Here is a 16,218-nt window from a genome sequence, read left to right as displayed (position 1 = left end):
GCCGAGGAAGCCGTCAATTTTGTCATTGCCGACACCAAGACCCACACCGCGCCGTAAGGCCGGCCCATAACCGCTGCCGGTGCCGGAGGGCTTTCTGGCACGATGGGACTGTGAGTATCTTCCTCGTTCTCGTCGCGGTGGCCCTGCTGGCCGGCACCGCCGCCGTGGCCTGGCGGCTCCCGCGGGGGCGCACGGCGCTGCGCCGGTCCGCCCCCACCGGCTGGGTGCTCCCGGGCCTTGCCGGGCAGCTCCCGGTGCTGCCGCCGATCCTGCTGCCGGACACCCCGGCAGCCGAGGACGTCTCCGCGATCCGGTTTGGGCGGGCCCTGCGGGGCTACCGCACCGACCAGGTGCATGAGGTCCTGAACTCCCTCGCCGGGGCGCTCGCGGAGCGGGATGCCCAGATCGAGGCCCTGCGCCGGAGCGGCCAGGGTTCCGCCGGCCACGGCGGGGCACAGCCGTGACACCGGCCGCCGCCGGGTCCGACGGGAAACTGCGCTGCGGGTGGTCGGTCTCCAGTGCCGAGTACGAGCGCTACCATGACGAGGAGTGGGGCCGGCCGGTCCGCGGCGAGGCCGCCCTGTTCGAACGCCTCAGCCTCGAGGCCTTCCAGTCCGGGCTGAGCTGGATCACCATCCTGCGCAAGCGCCCCGCCTTCCGTGAGGCGTTCGCCGGCTTCGAGCCGTCCCGGGTCGCGGCCTTCGACGATGAGGACATCGCCCGGCTGCTCGCCGACGCCGGGATCGTGCGCAACCGGGCCAAGATCCTGGCGACCATCGCCAACGCCCGGGCAGTGGCGGCCCTGCCACCGGGGGTGAGCCTCGCCGGTCTGCTCGAGGCGCACCGGCCCGCTCCGCGCCCGGCACCGGTGGAGCTGCAGGACGTTCCCGCGATCACCGCCGAGTCGACGGCGCTCGCGAAGGCCCTCCGCGGCCACGGCTTCCGGTTCGTCGGGCCCACCACGGCCTATGCAATGATGCAGGCCACCGGCTATGTGAACGACCATCTCGCCTCCTGCTGGGTGCGCGCGGGAACCGCCGCCGGTGGGCCGGACGGCGCGGCGGCGCCGGTGCCGTGACGCGCCAGGGACTGCAGGGAGGCACGCGCGGAGCGCTGCTCCGGTGGCCCTGGCCGGTGCAGGTCCTGCTGGTCTTCGCCGCGGCCCGTGCCGTCTCCGCGGTCCTGCTCAGCGCCGGGGCCTCCCGCCAGTCGGCCAGCCCCTGGGGGCCGGCTTCCCCGGACTACCTTTCCTTTGTCGAATTCTGGGACAGCGGCTGGTACCGGCGGATCTACGACGAGGGATATCCCGAGGTTCTGCCGCGGGCCGAGGACGGGTCCGTGCTCCAGAACCAGTGGGCGTTCTATCCGCTCTTCCCGGCACTGGTCCGCTTGCTCTCTGTCCTGACCGGAGGCGGCTGGCATGTCCTGGCTCCGGCCGTGGCCACCGCCTGCGGCTTCGCCGCCGCCCTGGTGCTCTACCGGCTCTTCCGCCTGGCCGCCGCCCACCGGGAAGCGGTGTGGGCGGTGGCGTTCGTGGCGTTCCTGCCGGTGGCGCCGATCCTCCAGGTTCCGTACGCAGAGTCCCTCCACCTGCTCCTGCTGGGGCTGGCGCTGTATCTGGTGGCGACCGGACGCTACCTCGGTGCGGTTCCGGTGGTCCTGCTGATGGGCCTGGCCCGGCCTGCGGGTGTTCCCTTCGCGCTGCTCGTCTTCGCCCTGCTGGTCCGCGCGGTGCTCCGATACTGGCGGAGGCCGGCCGGCCCGTCCCCGGAAGAGCCCTCCGGTCCGGCCGTGGCCCGGCTCGCGGTGCTGACCCTGGCCGCGGGGGCCGCGGCGCTTCTCTGGCCCGCCACCGCATGGGTGGTGACCGGGCGGTTCGACGCCTACCTGGAGACCGAGACCGCCTGGCGGGGATCGCACCTGGCACCCTTCCTGCCCTGGCTGCAGGCGGGGACGAACCTGCTCGGGCCGGTCGGCGGGCCGGTGGCGGTGCTGGCCGCCGCGGCGGGGTGCGTCCTGCTGGTGCGGCTGGAGCCGGTGCGGCGCCTCGGGCGGGTGCCCGTCTGGTGGTGCGCCTCCTACCTGCTGTACCTGGCGGCTTTTTGGAACCCGCAGACCAGCACCTACCGCATCCTGCTGCCGCTGTTCCCCCTCGCGCTGGCCGCCGTCTTCGCGGTGCGGTCCACGCCGGCCCGGTGCGCCGTCCTCGGGGTGTCGGTGCTGCTGCAGGCCGTCTGGATCACCCTGCTGTGGATGTGGAACCCCGCCGGGGGCACCAGCGACTTTCCCCCCTGAGGGCGCGACACTGTGATCCGCACCGCACTGAATTAGTCCCTGCGCGCGATTGTGCTGGATAATGTTTGGTGATGACGTGTATCGGCGCGCTTCTCTCCTAGGGGGTGCGTTCCGCGCACACCGCTTACCGACGCGCGGCCCTCATCCGGCAGCGCACTGTTGAAAGGGACACTCCTTATGGCTGCCATGAAACCGCGAACCGGCGACGGACCGATGGAAGTCACCAAGGAGGGGCGCAGCCTCATCATGCGGGTCCCGATCGACGGTGGGGGACGGCTCGTTGTCGAGCTCAATGCGGAGGAAGCCGGAAAGCTCAAGGACTGCCTGCTCACCGTCACGGGCTGAACCGCGCCGCGTCGGGCCGCCCGGCCAGCCCGGGCGGGCCCGGCGGCCGGCCGGGTCAGGCCTGGCGTTTGACGGCGAGCAGCAGGCCCGAGCCGGTCGGCAGCAGCGCCGACAGGAGCTTCTCGTGCTCCCGGACGGTCCTGCCGACCTGGCGCAGCGTATTGGTCGAGGCCTCGCGTACCGCCGGTTCGGCCACACGGTCTGCATCGAGGGCGTCATTGACGATGAGCATTCCGCCGGGCTTCAGCAGCCGGATGGCCTGGTCCACGTACAGGGGAAGATTCGGTTTGTCCGCGTCGATGAACACAAGGTCGTAGGCCGCGTCGGTCAGCCGGGGGAGCACATCGGCGGCGCGCCCGGAGATGGTGCGCGTGCGGTTGGCGGGGATTCCCGCCTCGGCGTAGGCCTCACGGGCGGTGCGCAGATGGTCGACGTCGGAGTCGATGGTGGTCAGTACGGCGCTGCGGCCAAGGCCGCGCAGCAGGCACACGCCCGAGACCCCGGCGCCCGCGCCGATCTCCACGGCCGTCTGCGCCTTGGAGCCCGCGGCAAGCACTGTCAGCGCTGCTCCCACACCCGGTGACACGGGGGTCACTCCGAGTTCGTGGGATCGGTCCCGGGCACGCAGGAGGACGTCGTCCTCCTCCGGAAGCCCTTCGGTATAGGACCAGCTGCTCTGCTTATCCGCGGCCATCGGTGTCCGTTCTGTCGGTGATTTGTGGTTCGGGTCCCCACCCCGCTTCAACCCTACTGTTAATGCCCCTCAGGGCGCGCACCGGCGCCCATCCAACGCACCCGCTTTTTCCAGCGTGCTCCCAGCTTGATGCGAAAGTATTTTCTTACCGGGACATCCAACGCACGTACGGCGTCGAACTCCTTCTGGCTGCATTTTCATCTCGCAGCAGCCCGGAGCGGGAACAGTTCGACGGCGGGAAGAGGAAAACTGATGTCTACAGTACGGGCGGCAGAGGCCGCGGGGCCGGCGATCCCTCGAATCGATGCAGGTACCGAATCCGGCACGGGCGACAGCGAGTGGGTTGCCCCGTCCTGGGAGGAAGTCGTCACCAACTACTCACCCAAGGTGTACCGGCTCGCCTACCGGCTCACCGGAAACAAGTACGACGCCGAGGACCTCACGCAGGAGGTCTTCGTCCGGGTCTTCCGCTCGCTGGCCAACTTCAAGCCGGGCACCCTGGATGGCTGGCTTCACCGCATCACCACGAACCTCTTCCTCGACCAGGCGCGGCGAAAGACCCGCATCCGGTTCGACGGGCTCACCGAGGAGGCCGAAAGCCGGCTCCCCAGCGGCCATCCCGGCCCTGAGCGCAGCTACGAGTTCAACAACCTCGACATCGATGTCCAGTCCGCGCTCGAGGAGCTGCCCCCGGACTTCCGGGCCGCCGTCGTGCTCTGCGACCTCGAGGGGCTGGCCTACGACGAGGTGGCCGCGGTGCTCGGGGTGAAGCTTGGAACCGTCCGCTCGCGCATCCACCGTGGGCGCACCATGCTCCGGGAGAAGCTGGCCCACCGCGCGCCGCGCCGCCCGGCCCTGTCGATCCCGCGCATCGCCGGCGTCGGCTAGGCCGCTGCGCCGGACCAAATGGTCCGGGTACGGCCGAGGAAGGTAGTCTTTTCTCGTGTTGGGAATCAACGGTCTCGAGTTTGTCGTCCTGGCGCTGCTTGCCGTTGTGATCCTCGGCCCGGAGCGCCTTCCCGAGTACGCCGCCCAGCTCGCCCGGCTCGTCAAGGGGCTCCGGAGGATGGCCACCGGCGCCCGCGAGCAGCTGCGGGAGGAAGTGGGCCCCGAGCTGGACGAGGTCGACTGGCGCAAGCTCGACCCCCGCCAGTACGACCCGCGGCGGATCATCCGCGAAGCGCTCCTCGAGGATTTCGACGACGTCCTCAAGCCCGTCAGCAGCGGGGCGCCCGCACCCGTCCCCCCTGCAGGAATGCGCAGCGCGCCCCAGGCGGCTCGGCTGTCCGCCGGGCAGGCGGCCCCCTATGACGCCGAAGCGACCTAGACCCAGCGACTTAGATCCAGCGACCTAGAGCCAGCGGCCTAGAGCCAGCGGCCTAGAGCCAGCGACCGGACCGCGAGACCTGGACCCAGCGACCGGACCAAGCGAGCGAGTTGGACCGTCCGGCTCGCCGGGGTTCGGTGAGGCCCGGGGTCAGCGCGGGGAAAGCGTCAGCTTTGTCCCCGAGAGCCCCCGCGGGCGGTGCACGAGCCCGTCCGCGACCTTCCTCAGCTCGGCGGCCGCAGGGGAGTCCTCCGCGGACAGGACGATGGGCAGGCCGGCGTCGCCGCCCTCCCGCAGGGCCACCTCGACGGGCACCGAGCCCAGCAGCCCGATGTCGGTGCCCAGGGTGTCGGTGAGCCGGGAGGCGAGGGTGGCGCCGCCGCCGGCGCCGAGCAGCTCGAGCCGCCCGCCGCCGGGCAGTTCGAGCCAGGACATGTTCTCGATCACCCCGGCCACTTTCTGGCCCGTCTGTGCGGCCATCGCCCCGGCCCGTTCTGCCACATCCGCCGCCGCGCTCTGCGGGGTGGTCACCACGAGCAGTTCGGAGCGCGGCAGCAGCTGGGCCACCGAGATGGCGATGTCCCCGGTGCCCGGAGGCAGGTCGAGGAAGAGCGCGTCGAGGTCGCCGAAGTAGACGTCCGTCAGGAACTGCTCGAGGGCGCGGTGAAGCATCGGTCCGCGCCAGGCCACCGGCTGGTTGCCGCTGACGAACATGCCGATCGAGATCACCTTCACCCCGTGGGCCACGGGCGGCAGGATCATTTCGTCGACCTTCGTCGGCTGCTGGGTGATCCCCATCAGCGCGGGCACCGAAAATCCGTAGACGTCCGCGTCGATGATGCCCACCCGCAGCCCCTGCGCGGCCATGGCGGCGGCGAGGTTGGCGGCGACGGTCGACTTGCCGACCCCGCCCTTGCCGCTGGCGACGGCGTAGACACGGGTCAGGGATCCTGCCTCATTGAAGGGGATGCCCCGGGCCCCGCCCGGACCGCGGAGCTTGGCCTTCAGCTCATCGCGCTGGTCCTGGTTCATCACGCCGAGGTCCACGCGTACGCGCTCGACGCCGGACAGGCCAGCCAAGGCCGCCTCGACGTCCGAGGTGATGGTGGTGGAAAGGGGGCACCCGGCGATGGTCAGCAGCACGCGGACGGTCACGGTGCCGTCGCTGGAGGCCTCGACGCCCTCGACCATCCCGAGGTCGGTGATGGGCCGGCGGAGTTCAGGGTCGAGCACGGAACCGAGTGCCTTAAGCACCGCTGCGTCAGAGATCACTGGCTGTCGCTTCCGACCGGCGGGGCGACCCGGGGCAGGCTCATGGTGTTATCGGACGGTTTCCTCCGCGGTTTCTTCGAAAGGGTCAGCTCCTGGCCGTCTGCGGCCTCAAGCAGTTCCTCGAGTGCCGAGCGGAGCTCCGAGCGCACGTAGTCGCGGGTGGCGACCTCGCGGATGGCGATGCGCAGCTCGGCGATCTCACGGGTCAGGTATTCGGTGTCGGACAGGTTCCGTTCGGCCCGGTGCCGGTCCTCGCGCAGCGACACGCGGTCGCGGTCGTCCTGCCGGTTCTGCGCCAGCAGCAGCAGGGGGGCCGCATAGGAGGCCTGCAGGGACAGCATCAGCGTCAGGGCGGTGAAGCCCAGCGCCGCGCTGTCCCACCGGGCGTTTTCGGGTCCCCAGGTGTTCCAGACCAGCCAGAGCACGCAGAACACCGTCATGTAGAAGAGGAACTGGGGGGTTCCCATGAAACGTGCGAAGTTCTCGGTGGCGCTGCCGAAACGGTCCGGGTTGGGGCGCAGCCGGGGGAACACCCGTTTGCGGCTCTCGCGTGGGGTGTCAAGACCGGTCGAGGTCGAGCGGATTCTCTCAGCCATTTGTTCCTCCCCGACGAAGTGCGGGTGCGTCGTCCTGGGCCCGCCAGTCGTCCGGCAGCAGGTGGTCGAGCACGTCGTCCACCGTTACCGCGCCCACCAGGCGGCCCTCCTTGTTGATGATCGGCAGCGAGTTGAGGTTGTAGGTCGCGAGGATGCGGGAGACCTCACTGACATTTGCCTGATCGCTGACCGGTTCGAGGTCCGCATCGAGGATGTTGCCCAGCTGCTCCGGCGGAGGGAAGCGCAGGAGTTGCTGGATGTGCACCACGCCGAGGTAACGCCCGGTCGGGGTTTCCAGGGGCGGGCGGCACACGAAGATCGACGAGGCGAGCGCCGGGGTGAGTTCCTCGCGCCGGACGTGGGCCAGCGCCTCGGCCACCGTGGCTTCGGGCGGGAGGATGACCGGCACCGTGGTCATGAGCGAGCCGGCGGTGTCCTCCTCATACTCGAGCAGGCGGCGCACGTCCTCGGCGTCCTCCGGCTCCATCAGCTGGAGCAGTTCCTCCTTCTGGGCCTCCGGGAGTTCGTTGAGCAGGTCCGCGGCGTCGTCGGGATCCATCTCCTCGAGGATGTCGGCGGCCCGTTCGCGGTTGAGCGATGAGAGGATCTGGACCTGGTCGTCGTCGGGCAGTTCCTGGAGGATGTCGGCAAGCCGGTCATCCTGAAGTTCGCCGGCCACCTCGAGGCGGCGCTTGTTGCTCATCTCGTGGAGGGCCTCGGCGAAGTCGGCGGCCTTGAGGTCCTCGTGCTGGGCGACGAACTGGGAGGCCCCCTGGGGTTCGTTCGTGGCCCCGTGGTAGGCATCGAGCCAGTTGATGATCAGGCGCTCGCCGCTCCTGCGCAGGCTCCGCAGGGGCGAGGTGGGCCCGCCGCGCCGGATGAACAGCTGGGAGACATGCCAGTCCCCGGCCCTGTTCTTCTCCATGGCGATGTCCTCGATGACGGCGTCCCCGGAGCCGTCCTGCAGGGTGACCCTCCGGTCGAACAGCTCGCCGACCACCAGCAGTTCCGCTCCCCGCTGCTCGAAGCGGCGCAGGTTGACCAGACCCGTGCAGATGATCTGCGAGGTGTCCATCGAGGTGACACGGGTCATGGGCACGAAGATGCGCTTCTTGCCTGGAACCTCGATGACGATGCCGACAACCTGCGGCTCCTTCAGGGCGCCGCGGTCGAGCACCACAACATCGCGCAGCCGGCCCAGACGGTCGCCCAGGGGGTCGAAAACGTCGAGGCCGAGGAGGCGGGCCACAAAGACGCGGGTTGGATTGGTACTCACAAGGCAAGGCTACTTCGCGGAGCGGGATCCGGTGTATTCGGTGACAGTTTCATCGGTTCCGGGGCTGTTCAGCCGGGGTCAGTTTCCCACCGTTGAGAAGCGCTGGAGGCCGGTGACGCGCAGGAGTCTGAGCTTGTCGTCATCGGTGCTGCCGGGCGTCGTTGTGTAGACGACGATCCTCAGGTCACTGCCTGGAGCGCTCAGGACGTCGCAGTCGACGGTGATCGGGCCTACGGGAGTGTTCGTGATCGTCTTGCGGCTGGACCGGTGCTCCGCGACGCGGGCTTCGGCCCAGCGGCGTCGAAACTCCGGTGACGTGGCGGAGAGCCCTAACACGAGTTGCGTGAGTGCGGCGTCCTGGGGGTACCGGCCTACCGCTGCGCGCAGGTCCGCCGTGAGATCGCCTGCGAAATCCTCTTCATGCTGCTTGTCAAAAGTCACTCCAGGGTGGCCCGAGGTGAAGTGCCGCCAGACCAGATTGCGATCGGCTTGAGAGAGGGTGGACGGGTCTCCGATCAGCGCCGCCCAGAGGGGATTCCACAGGAGGATGTCGTGAGCAGCAGTGAAGACAGCGACCGGCACATCATTGAGGCGGTCGACGATGCGCTGCACACCGGGGGTTATATGGCGCGGCACCACCTGGGCAGAAGGGGCTGCGGCGCCGGCTGCCCGGTAGAGGTGGTCCCGTTCGCTCTCAGTCAGCCGGAGTGCGACCGCCAGGGCCGCCAGAATGTGCGGGGATGGGTTCTTCGCTCTGCCCTGCTCAAGCCGCACAAGGTAGTCCACACTCACGTTCGCCAGGATGGCCAGTTCCTCCCGCCGCAACCCCGTGCTTCGGCGGCCCAATCCCGGGGGCAGCCCGACCTCCGCGGGAGTGGTGCGGTCCCGCCAGGACCTCAGGACAGTCGCAAACTCGCTCACGTTACCCATCATGCTCCTACCTTGGAGATTGTGGGTGGTACTGCCGGTCCTACCGTCGAGCGGTACCTTGGGGCCCCGCCGCGCCAGACCCACGATGGATGCATGACAACCACACTGATTACAGGGGCCAATAAGAGCCTCGGACTTGAAACCGCTCGCCGCCTCATCGAGGCCGGCCACACCGTGTATGCCGGAATGCGCGACACCGCCAACGGCGGTGCCGCGCGGGCCCTCGGCGCACACCTCGTGCAGCTCGATGTCACCGACCAGGCCAGCATCGACACCGCCATGGACTCACTGCCGGCGCTGGACGTGCTCGTCAATAATGCAGGGATCCTCGGGGCTTCTTTTGGCGTCGACGACCTCACCACGGACACCATGTTCGATGTCCTCAATACCAACGTGCTGGGCATTGTCCGCACCACTCAGTCCGCGCTGCCGTTGCTGCGCCGCTCGGGGCACCCGGTCATCGTGAACGTTGCCTCGGGAGTGGGCTGGCCCAAATACCTGACCACCGCGGGAACCGATGAGCACGCCGTACCGGCGATCCCCTACGCGGCATCGAAAGCCGCGGTCATCACGCTGACCGTGCAGTACGCCAAAAACCTGCCCGGGTTCCGCATCAACGCCAGCGACCCCGGATACACCGCCACCGACTTCAACGGACACGGCGGACGCCAGACGGTGACCGAGGGCACCGATGCGACCGTGGCCCTCGCTCTCATCAATCCCGAAGGACCCACCGGGGAATTTCACAACCGCCACGGACGTATTAAGTACTGACGGCCCGGCGTGCGGTGCGGTGCCCCGTCGACGGGGAGGTCCCTTCGTCAGCCGCCCACCGGCACGGGTGGGAGCACCGCGGCCGGGGCGACGGAAAACAGGGTGAAGAACTCGGCGGCCAGCCCGGCGTCTCCGGTCAGGGTGATCCGTTCGGACGCGAGAGCGTCGGGCACGGTCTCGCCGCTGAAAATCAGGTCCCAGAGGGCGAGGACGTCCCCGGTCACCTCAACGTCGACGGTTCCCGCGCCGGACCGGCTGACGTCAATGGTCTGCGGGGTCACGACTACGGTGAACTGGTCCCCGCTGACCCGGATCCGGATCCGCGCGTCGAACCGTGATCCCTCGGGTGGGAAGTAGAGGGCCTTGAGCATCAGCATGAAGGCGTCGGTGCTCATGCCCTTCTCCGGCCGGTGCGATCTCCTCGATCCCCACCGGGAGAGCTCAAGGAGGATCGGTTCGAGCTGGCGCCCGCTGTCGGTGAGTTCATAGGCCGAGACGCTTGCCGGGGGCCCGAGCTTCACACGCCGAAGCAGGCCCGAGGCCTCAAGTTCCTTCAGCCGCTGGCTCAGGACATTCGGGCTGGCGTTCGGCAGGCCGGCGCGCAGGTCGCTGAAGCGCTTCGGTCCGAGCAGGAGCTCACGGACCACCAGCATCGACCACCGCTCGCCGACTGCATCCATCGCGAGGGCCGCTCCGCACGAGTCGTCATAGGTTCTCTGTGCCATGAAGGAATTATATCGCAACTGCACGGGTTGGTATGGAAGTAATATTTTTGGATCCTAGATCAGGATAAGAGTCGCACGGAGGCGAACCATGGAGAAGTCAGCCGCACCGCTGGACCGGATCTTCGGGATCGAGTGGACGCCGGAGCGTCTTCAGGCCGCGGCCGCAAGCTACGAGCTGGTCCAGACCCACACCTCGTTCAACAGCACGGTGGTGCGTCTTGCTTCCCGGACGGACCGTGTCGACATGCAGTCCTTGCGGGCACTGGTCACCCGGACGATGGGGCGGGTCGAGGGGACCTACTGGATGGTTGCGGCCCTCGCGATGGCCCACCTTGCGCTCAGCTGTCCGGAGCTGCTCACCGAGGAGCAGACCTCACTCCTGCTGACTCCGCTCGCCGCCGGTGAAAACGCCGGCCCCTCCGACCGGGCCTTCGCGTACGCCGCCTAGGCTGAGCCGCCGTCGCGCCGGCGGGACCTCCGGCCACCGCCCGCGGCCGTTCGGCGGCCGCGGCGCGAGTTCACTGCCAGCGATACTCCCTCCCGGGCGTCCGGATGTGGGGAACAATGGGCCCATGGCGAATGTACTTGGACGCACCCCTTCCCGTGACGAAGGCCGCGCTCTGCCGCGCGGTGAAACGGTGGGCCGCTACACGGCCTACCTCGAGGCGCAGAAGGCGGTGGACTACCTCGCCGACCACAAGTTCCCGGTGGAACGCGTCTCCATCATCGGCAACGACCTGAAGACGGTGGAGCGGGTCACCGGACGCCTCAGCTACCCGCGGGTGGCCCTGGCCAGTGCGGCCACCGGCGCCTGGTTCGGCTTCTTCGTCGGGCTGATCCTCACCCTCTTCGGAGGCAGCGAACCCTTCACCAGCGTCCTCTCCTCCATGGCGCTCGGTGCAATGTTCTGGCTTCTCTTCGGAGTCATCACCTACGCGTTCCAGCGGGGGAAGCGTGACTTCACCTCCACGAACCAGGTCATCGCCACAAGCTACGACGTGATCGTCGACCCCTCGGTCGCGGGGGAGGCGCGCCGACGGCTCCAGCAGCTTCCCATGAACGGCCAGGCGCTGCATCCCGGCGGTCCGGCGGGCGGCTGGGACCGGCCCGCGGGAGGCTATCAGCCTCCCGCTCCGCAGGGCGGCGTCCCCGGTCCCGAGGAAACCCCCGGCCCCGCGGTGCCCGACGCCGGCGCGCCGGCCGGTCCGGGCGGTGCCCCCGGAGACCCGGCGGGACCCCGGCGCGGCAAGTATCCCGACCTGCCCGACGGCAGGCCCCAGTATGGAATCCGGGTCGACACCCCCGTCCAGGAGGACGTTCCCCGCGCCGAGGGTCCGGCCGGCGGGCAGCCTCCGGCCGCGGGACCGGAGGGACCCGCAGCGGACGGACCGGCCGGGGATGCGGGCCAGCATGGCTCGACCAGGGTCGAGCCTCCCCGCGACGGCCGGTAGCAGCCGGGGGAGAGCCTCCGCCCGGTACTGCCGCTGAAATGCCGCCGGTGGACCGCCGCCGGTGAATAGCCGGCACGAACAGCCCCTGCCACGCGAAAGAGCCCCGCACGCGAAAGAGCCCCGCACGCGAAAGAGCCCCGCACGCGAAAGAGCCCGGCACCCCATGGGTGCCGGGCTCTTTCGCGTTCCCGGGCGGTCTGCCGCCGCCGGCGCGCTACTCGCCGGTCGGGCTGTAGATGCCGGCCATCCAGGCCTCCACGTCGTCGGGATCGCGGGGCAGGGCGCCGCTGAGGTTGACCGGACCGTCCTTGGTCATGAGGATGTCGTCCTCGATCCGGACGCCGATGCCGCGGTACTCCTGGGGCACCGACAGGTCCTCGTTCTTGAAGTACAGCCCGGGCTCGATGGTGAACACCATTCCCTCGGTGAGGACACCGTCGAGGTAGAGTTCCCGGCGCGCCTGGGCGCAGTCGTGAACGTCCATCCCGAGGTGGTGGCTGGTGCCGTGGGGCATCCACCGCCGGTGCTGCTGGCCCTCCGGGGCGAGAACTTCCTCCAGCGGGACCGGGAGCAGGCCCCAGTCGTTGAGGCGCTCGGCGAGGACCGTGATGGCTGCGGTGTGGATGTCGCGGAACTTCCGGCCGGGCCGGGCCGCGGCGAAGGCAGCGTCCGCAGCCTCGAGGACCGCCGAGTAGATCCGGCGCTGTACCTCGGAGTAGGTGCCGTTGACCGGCAGGGTCCGGGTCACGTCGGCGGTGTAGAGGCTCTCGGCCTCAACGCCGGCGTCGAGCAGGAGCAGGTCCCCGGCCGAGACGCGGCCGTTGTTCCGGATCCAGTGAAGCACCGTCGCGTTGTTGCCCGAGGCGGCGATGGTGTCGTAGCCGAGGTCGTTGCCTTCCTCCCGGGCCCGGGTGAAGAACGCCCCCTCCACCACGCGCTCGCCGCGGGGGTGGGAGATGGCCCGGGGGAGCTGCCGTACCACTTCGTGGAAGCCGTTGACGGTGGCGTCCACGGCGGCCTGGAGCTGCTCGATCTCCCAGGAGTCCTTGATCAGGCGCAGTTCGGAGAGGGCCTCGGCGAGCTTCGCGTCGAGGGCGTCGGCCTTCTCCAGGTCCACTCCGGTGTTGATGCGGGAGGTGTCAACGAGTGCGTCGGCATTGAAGTCGACCTCGCGGAGGAGCCGGATGCCGATGCCGCCGATCTGCGGCACGCCGGCGTCCTTGGTCACCGCCGTCTCGAGGCCGTCGAGGTCGGCCGTCTCAAGCGCCAGCAGTCCTGACACCTGCGCGCGGGACATCCGCGGGCCGATCCAGAACTCGCCGTAGCGCGCGTTGGCATAGAACTCCGAGCTGTCCCGGCCGGCCAGCTCGCGGAAGTACAGGGTAGCGGTGTGGTGGCCGCCGTCGTCGCCGGTCCCTTCGCCGACCGGTTCCATCACGAGCACCGCGTCGGGCTCGTGGTCCAGGCCGAGGCCGGTCAGATGGGCGAAGCCGGAGTGAGGGCGGAAGCGGTAGTCCGTGTCATTGGAGCGGACCTTCAGCGGGCCGGCCGGAATGACAAGGCGCTCGCCGGGGAACTGCTCCGAAATTGCGCGCCGGCGCTGCGCGGCGAAGTCCGCCACGGGAGCCTTCTCCGGCAGGGCGGTATCGGTGGGTGCCCAGCTGCCGGCCATGAAGGCCTTGAACGCCTCGGAGTCCGGACGCTGGGACCGGTTCTCGTTGCGGCTCGACAGCGGCTGGTCTTCGGGGGTGACCGGGGTGGCCCCGGGCTCGGGCTGGAACGCTTGAGGATTCTCTGCTGTACTCACTGGTCCATGGTCCCACCGGTCCCGCGGGCGGCCAAACATACCGCCGCGGCCTGCGCGTGTTGATGCGCGGGCCGCCCCTTCAAGGAAGGAGGAATCCGCGTCCGCTGGCGTAGATTGGGCTGGTGAGAATCGACCTGCACACGCACTCCAACATCTCCGACGGCACGGAAAGCCCCGCGGCGCTGATCCGTTCGGCGCAGCGTGCCGGGCTCGACGCCGTCGCGCTGACCGACCACGATTCCACGGCGGGCTGGGCGGAGGCGGCGGAGGCGGCCTCGGCGGAAGGGATCCGCTTCATCCCGGGGATGGAGGTGTCGTGCCAGAGCGACACCGGCATCAGCGTGCACGTCCTGTCCTACCTGCACGACCCCGCCCACGCCGGCCTGCTCGCCGAGATCGAAAAGTCGCGGGCGGCGCGCCTGAGCCGCGCGCGGCGCATGGTCGAGCGGCTGTCCGAGGATTTCCCGATCAGCTGGGACCTGGTCGAGGACCATGTGGCCGACGGGGCCACAGTGGGACGCCCCCATATCGCGGACGCACTCGTCGCCCTGAAGATCGTCGCCGACCGCTCCGAGGCGTTCGAGCGGATCCTCACCGTGCGCTCGAAGTACTGGGTGGGGCACTATGCTCCGCATCCGGCCCTCGCGGTCGAACTGATCCGCAGCGCCGGGGGCGTGCCGGTCTTCGCCCACCCGTCGGCCTTCGCCCGCGGCCGGGTGATCGGCAGCGCGGTCCTGAACGAGATGATCGATGCGGGGCTGCTCGGCCTGGAGATCGACCACCGCGACAACCCCGAGGACGCGCGGGCGGCGCTGCGGCGCACCGCAGCCCAACACGACCTGCTGATCACCGGCTCGAGCGATTACCACGGCGCGGGCAAGCCGAACCTGCTGGGGGAGAACGTGACGGCGCCCGAAACCCTCGACCGCATCATTGAGCGGGCGGGCGGCCACCGCGTCCGTTAGGGCCGGCGCCGCCGGTTACGCGCTGCTGCGCCCGGCTGGCTCGCAGTAGGGCGCCAGGCGCCTGCGCATGATCTCGACGGCCTGCGGGTTCTGGTCGACGCACACGAACCGGCGTCCCAGCTTCCCGGCGACGGCGCCCAGGGTCCCGGACCCGGCGAAGAAGTCGAGGACCCAGTCGCCCTCGCGGCTGCTCGCGGCGACCGCCCGGCGCAGCAGGCCCTCGGGCTTCTGCGTCGGATACCCGGTCTTCTCCCGCCCGGTGGGCGAGACGATGGTGTGCCACCAGACATCGGTGGGCAGCTTGCCGAGCGCGGCCTTCTCCGCGGTCACCAGCCCGGGCGCCATGTAGGGTTCCCGGTCCACTTCGGCGCTGTCGAAGTGGTACCGGGACGGGTCCTTGACGTAGACGAGGATGTTGTCGTGCTTCGCCGGCCACTTCCGCTTGGCGCGGGCCCCGTAGTCGTAGGCCCAGATGATTTCGTTGAGGAAGCATTCGCGGCCGAACAGCGAATCGAGCATCACCTTGGCGTAGTGCACCTCGCGGTAGTCAAGGTGAAGGTACAGCGTGCCGTCCTCGGCGAGGAGGCGCCACGCCTCGGCCAGGCGCGGCGCCAGGAAGTCCCAGTAGTCCTCGAACGCGTCATCGTAGCTGGCGAGCATCCCCTTCACGGTGGAGTAGCTCATCCCCTTGAATCCGATCCGGTCCCCGGTGCCGTCGGCATTGCGGACCATGCTCAGCTGCTGACGCCGCTGGGCCCGCCCCGTGTTGAAGGGCGGGTCGACGTAGATCATGGTGAAGGCGCCGTCGGGCAGGGTCGGGAGATAGGCGGCGTTGTCTGCGTGGACCACGAGGTTGCTGCCGCCCGGGGCCCAGGCAGGTTCCGTCATCGGGTGCTACTCCTCCGAGCCGCGGGTGGGCTGGGCGACGACCTCACCATTGCGCCTGCGGGTGCGGGTGCGGCGGGGACGCTCGGCGGAGGTGGCCGACGGGGCGGCCGCCTCGGCGGCGCCCTCCCCGGCAGCCGGTGAACGGCGCCGGCGGGTGGCCGGGGCCTCGCTGCCCTCGTCGGCGGATCCGGAACCCCGGCCCCCGGAGCGGGAGCGCGAACGGCTCCGCCCGCCCTCGCTGCGCTGGCCGTCGCCGCGGGCGCTGTCACGGCGCGGACCGTCTCCGCGGCCGGTCGGCGCGCCGCCGGTGCGGCCCTTCTTGCCGGTCTCGCCGAGGTCCTCGAGCACCTCGGCGTCGATCCCGGCCAGCTTGCGGGCGCTGCGCGGCAGCCGCCCCTTGGTCCCCTCCGGAATGTCGAGGTCGGTGAACAGGTGGGGCGAGGAGGAGTACGTTTCGATCGGCTCGGGGGAGTCCAGTCCGAGGGCCTTGTTGATCAGGCCCCAGCGGGGGACGTCGTCCCAGTCGACGAACGTGACGGCCGTGCCCTTCTTGCCGGCGCGGCCGGTGCGGCCCACACGGTGCAGGTAGGCCTTCTCGTCCTCGGGGCACTGGTAGTTGATCACGTGCGTGACGTCCTGGACGTCGATGCCGCGGGCCGCGACCTCGGTGGCGACCAGGACGTCGATCTTGCCGCTGCGGAAGGCGCGCAGCGCCTGCTCGCGCGCGCCCTGGCCGAGGTCGCCGTGCACGGCGGCGGCGGCGAAGCCGCGGTCGACCAGCTCGTCGGCGACCTTCTGGGCGGTGCGCTTGGTGCGGCAGAAGACCATGACCAGGCCGCGGTCGCGCGACTGGAGGACCCGGGACAGCAGCTC

General features: G+C 69.8%; 19 protein-coding genes. 10 read left to right on the top strand and 9 right to left on the bottom strand.

Annotated elements, in window-relative coordinates; all coding sequences use genetic code 11:
* Window positions 1–110: 110 nt before the first annotated feature.
* From QZX79_RS03510 to QZX79_RS03495, 4 genes are all read left to right on the top strand, one after another.
* Complete coding sequence (locus QZX79_RS03510; protein ID WP_294564723.1) at window positions 111–464, top strand: DivIVA domain-containing protein; 354 nt, start codon at window positions 111–113, stop codon at window positions 462–464.
* On the top strand, window positions 461–1,078 hold the full coding sequence (locus QZX79_RS03505; RefSeq protein ID WP_294564720.1) for a DNA-3-methyladenine glycosylase I: 618 nt from the start codon (window positions 461–463) through the stop codon (window positions 1,076–1,078). The genes QZX79_RS03510 and QZX79_RS03505 overlap by 4 nt, the downstream gene beginning before the upstream one ends.
* Window positions 1,075–2,295, top strand: coding sequence for a hypothetical protein (locus QZX79_RS03500; RefSeq protein WP_294564719.1), 1,221 nt, complete (start codon window positions 1,075–1,077; stop codon window positions 2,293–2,295). The genes QZX79_RS03505 and QZX79_RS03500 overlap by 4 nt, the downstream gene beginning before the upstream one ends.
* 177 nt (window positions 2,296–2,472) lie before the next feature.
* Window positions 2,473–2,640, top strand: coding sequence for a DUF3117 domain-containing protein (locus QZX79_RS03495; protein ID WP_081737717.1), 168 nt, complete (start codon window positions 2,473–2,475; stop codon window positions 2,638–2,640).
* Window positions 2,641–2,695: 55 nt separating this feature from the next.
* On the opposite strand, the gene QZX79_RS03490 is transcribed toward QZX79_RS03495, so the two are convergent.
* Window positions 2,696–3,334 carry an O-methyltransferase gene (locus QZX79_RS03490; protein WP_294564710.1) on the bottom strand — a complete coding sequence of 213 codons (639 nt, stop codon included), beginning with the start codon at window positions 3,332–3,334 and terminating at the stop codon, window positions 2,696–2,698.
* A 252-nt stretch (window positions 3,335–3,586) separates the two neighbouring features.
* On the opposite strand from QZX79_RS03490, the gene sigE reads away from it, so the two are divergent.
* A complete protein-coding gene (gene sigE, locus QZX79_RS03485) occupies window positions 3,587–4,222 on the top strand; it encodes an RNA polymerase sigma factor SigE (RefSeq protein ID WP_294564708.1) in 636 nt (211 codons plus the stop codon).
* Window positions 4,223–4,277: 55 nt separating this feature from the next.
* Window positions 4,278–4,661 carry a sec-independent translocase gene (locus QZX79_RS03480; protein WP_294564706.1) on the top strand — a complete coding sequence of 128 codons (384 nt, stop codon included), beginning with the start codon at window positions 4,278–4,280 and terminating at the stop codon, window positions 4,659–4,661.
* Window positions 4,662–4,811: 150 nt separating this feature from the next.
* Here the strand turns inward: QZX79_RS03480 and QZX79_RS03475 are convergent, their stop codons facing one another.
* From QZX79_RS03475 to QZX79_RS03460, 4 genes are all read right to left on the bottom strand, one after another.
* Window positions 4,812–5,933 (bottom strand): Mrp/NBP35 family ATP-binding protein, encoded by a 1,122-nt coding sequence (locus QZX79_RS03475; RefSeq protein WP_294564704.1) that lies wholly within the window; start codon window positions 5,931–5,933, stop codon window positions 4,812–4,814.
* Complete coding sequence (locus QZX79_RS03470) at window positions 5,930–6,529, bottom strand: DUF1003 domain-containing protein (RefSeq protein WP_294564702.1); 600 nt, start codon at window positions 6,527–6,529, stop codon at window positions 5,930–5,932. The genes QZX79_RS03475 and QZX79_RS03470 overlap by 4 nt, the downstream gene beginning before the upstream one ends.
* A complete protein-coding gene (locus QZX79_RS03465; protein WP_294564699.1) occupies window positions 6,522–7,805 on the bottom strand; it encodes a magnesium transporter MgtE N-terminal domain-containing protein in 1,284 nt (427 codons plus the stop codon). The genes QZX79_RS03470 and QZX79_RS03465 overlap by 8 nt, the downstream gene beginning before the upstream one ends.
* A gap of 78 nt (window positions 7,806–7,883) precedes the next feature.
* On the bottom strand, window positions 7,884–8,735 hold the full coding sequence (locus tag QZX79_RS03460) for a helix-turn-helix transcriptional regulator (RefSeq protein WP_366484666.1): 852 nt from the start codon (window positions 8,733–8,735) through the stop codon (window positions 7,884–7,886).
* A 93-nt stretch (window positions 8,736–8,828) separates the two neighbouring features.
* On the opposite strand from QZX79_RS03460, the gene QZX79_RS03455 reads away from it, so the two are divergent.
* Window positions 8,829–9,509 carry an SDR family NAD(P)-dependent oxidoreductase gene (locus tag QZX79_RS03455; RefSeq protein WP_294564695.1) on the top strand — a complete coding sequence of 227 codons (681 nt, stop codon included), beginning with the start codon at window positions 8,829–8,831 and terminating at the stop codon, window positions 9,507–9,509.
* 47 nt (window positions 9,510–9,556) lie between these two features.
* On the opposite strand, the gene QZX79_RS03450 is transcribed toward QZX79_RS03455, so the two are convergent.
* Window positions 9,557–10,234: a winged helix-turn-helix transcriptional regulator gene (locus QZX79_RS03450; RefSeq protein WP_294564692.1), complete on the bottom strand. Its 678-nt coding sequence runs from the start codon at window positions 10,232–10,234 to the stop codon at window positions 9,557–9,559.
* An 88-nt stretch (window positions 10,235–10,322) separates the two neighbouring features.
* Here QZX79_RS03450 and QZX79_RS03445 point away from each other — a divergent pair, with 88 nt between their 5' ends.
* Together QZX79_RS03445 and QZX79_RS03440 are read left to right on the top strand one after the other, a co-directional pair.
* Entirely contained in the window at window positions 10,323–10,682 is a 360-nt protein-coding gene (locus QZX79_RS03445; RefSeq protein ID WP_294564689.1) for a hypothetical protein, read from the top strand.
* 124 nt (window positions 10,683–10,806) lie between these two features.
* Entirely contained in the window at window positions 10,807–11,685 is an 879-nt protein-coding gene (locus QZX79_RS03440) for a general stress protein (RefSeq protein ID WP_294564685.1), read from the top strand.
* Window positions 11,686–11,899: 214 nt separating this feature from the next.
* Here the strand turns inward: QZX79_RS03440 and QZX79_RS03435 are convergent, their stop codons facing one another.
* Complete coding sequence (locus QZX79_RS03435) at window positions 11,900–13,531, bottom strand: aminopeptidase P family protein (protein ID WP_294564680.1); 1,632 nt, start codon at window positions 13,529–13,531, stop codon at window positions 11,900–11,902.
* An 83-nt stretch (window positions 13,532–13,614) separates the two neighbouring features.
* On the opposite strand from QZX79_RS03435, the gene QZX79_RS03430 reads away from it, so the two are divergent.
* A complete protein-coding gene (locus QZX79_RS03430; protein ID WP_294564677.1) occupies window positions 13,615–14,457 on the top strand; it encodes a PHP domain-containing protein in 843 nt (280 codons plus the stop codon).
* Between the two features lie 15 nt (window positions 14,458–14,472).
* On the opposite strand, the gene QZX79_RS03425 is transcribed toward QZX79_RS03430, so the two are convergent.
* Window positions 14,473–15,345, bottom strand: a complete 873-nt coding sequence (locus tag QZX79_RS03425; protein WP_294564672.1) for a site-specific DNA-methyltransferase — start codon at window positions 15,343–15,345, stop codon at window positions 14,473–14,475.
* Window positions 15,346–15,351: 6 nt separating this feature from the next.
* Window positions 15,352–16,218: DEAD/DEAH box helicase (locus QZX79_RS03420; RefSeq protein WP_294564670.1), on the bottom strand; the 867-nt coding region annotated here is incomplete at its 5' end.

This window comes from uncultured Arthrobacter sp., assembly GCF_902805515.1.
Lineage (GTDB): Bacteria > Actinomycetota > Actinomycetes > Actinomycetales > Micrococcaceae > Arthrobacter_D.
The sequence above is the reverse complement of the archived record's forward strand: the minus strand, read 5'-3'. Positions and strand labels throughout refer to the sequence as shown.

What these genes read in the sequence shown, in the direction of transcription:
- QZX79_RS03495 (WP_081737717.1), top strand. Translation starts at nt 2,473, where the DNA reads ATGGCTGCCATGAAACCGCGAACCGGCGACGGACCGATGGAAGTCACC.
- QZX79_RS03490 (WP_294564710.1), bottom strand. Translation starts at nt 3,334, where the DNA reads ATGGCCGCGGATAAGCAGAGCAGCTGGTCCTATACCGAAGGGCTTCCG.
- sigE (WP_294564708.1), top strand. Translation starts at nt 3,587, where the DNA reads ATGTCTACAGTACGGGCGGCAGAGGCCGCGGGGCCGGCGATCCCTCGA.
- QZX79_RS03470 (WP_294564702.1), bottom strand. Translation starts at nt 6,529, where the DNA reads ATGGCTGAGAGAATCCGCTCGACCTCGACCGGTCTTGACACCCCACGC.
- QZX79_RS03460 (WP_366484666.1), bottom strand. Translation starts at nt 8,735, where the DNA reads ATGGGTAACGTGAGCGAGTTTGCGACTGTCCTGAGGTCCTGGCGGGAC.
- QZX79_RS03455 (WP_294564695.1), top strand. Translation starts at nt 8,829, where the DNA reads ATGACAACCACACTGATTACAGGGGCCAATAAGAGCCTCGGACTTGAA.
- QZX79_RS03450 (WP_294564692.1), bottom strand. Translation starts at nt 10,234, where the DNA reads ATGGCACAGAGAACCTATGACGACTCGTGCGGAGCGGCCCTCGCGATG.
- QZX79_RS03445 (WP_294564689.1), top strand. Translation starts at nt 10,323, where the DNA reads ATGGAGAAGTCAGCCGCACCGCTGGACCGGATCTTCGGGATCGAGTGG.
- QZX79_RS03440 (WP_294564685.1), top strand. Translation starts at nt 10,807, where the DNA reads ATGGCGAATGTACTTGGACGCACCCCTTCCCGTGACGAAGGCCGCGCT.
- QZX79_RS03435 (WP_294564680.1), bottom strand. Translation starts at nt 13,531, where the DNA reads ATGTTTGGCCGCCCGCGGGACCGGTGGGACCATGGACCAGTGAGTACA.
- QZX79_RS03425 (WP_294564672.1), bottom strand. Translation starts at nt 15,345, where the DNA reads ATGACGGAACCTGCCTGGGCCCCGGGCGGCAGCAACCTCGTGGTCCAC.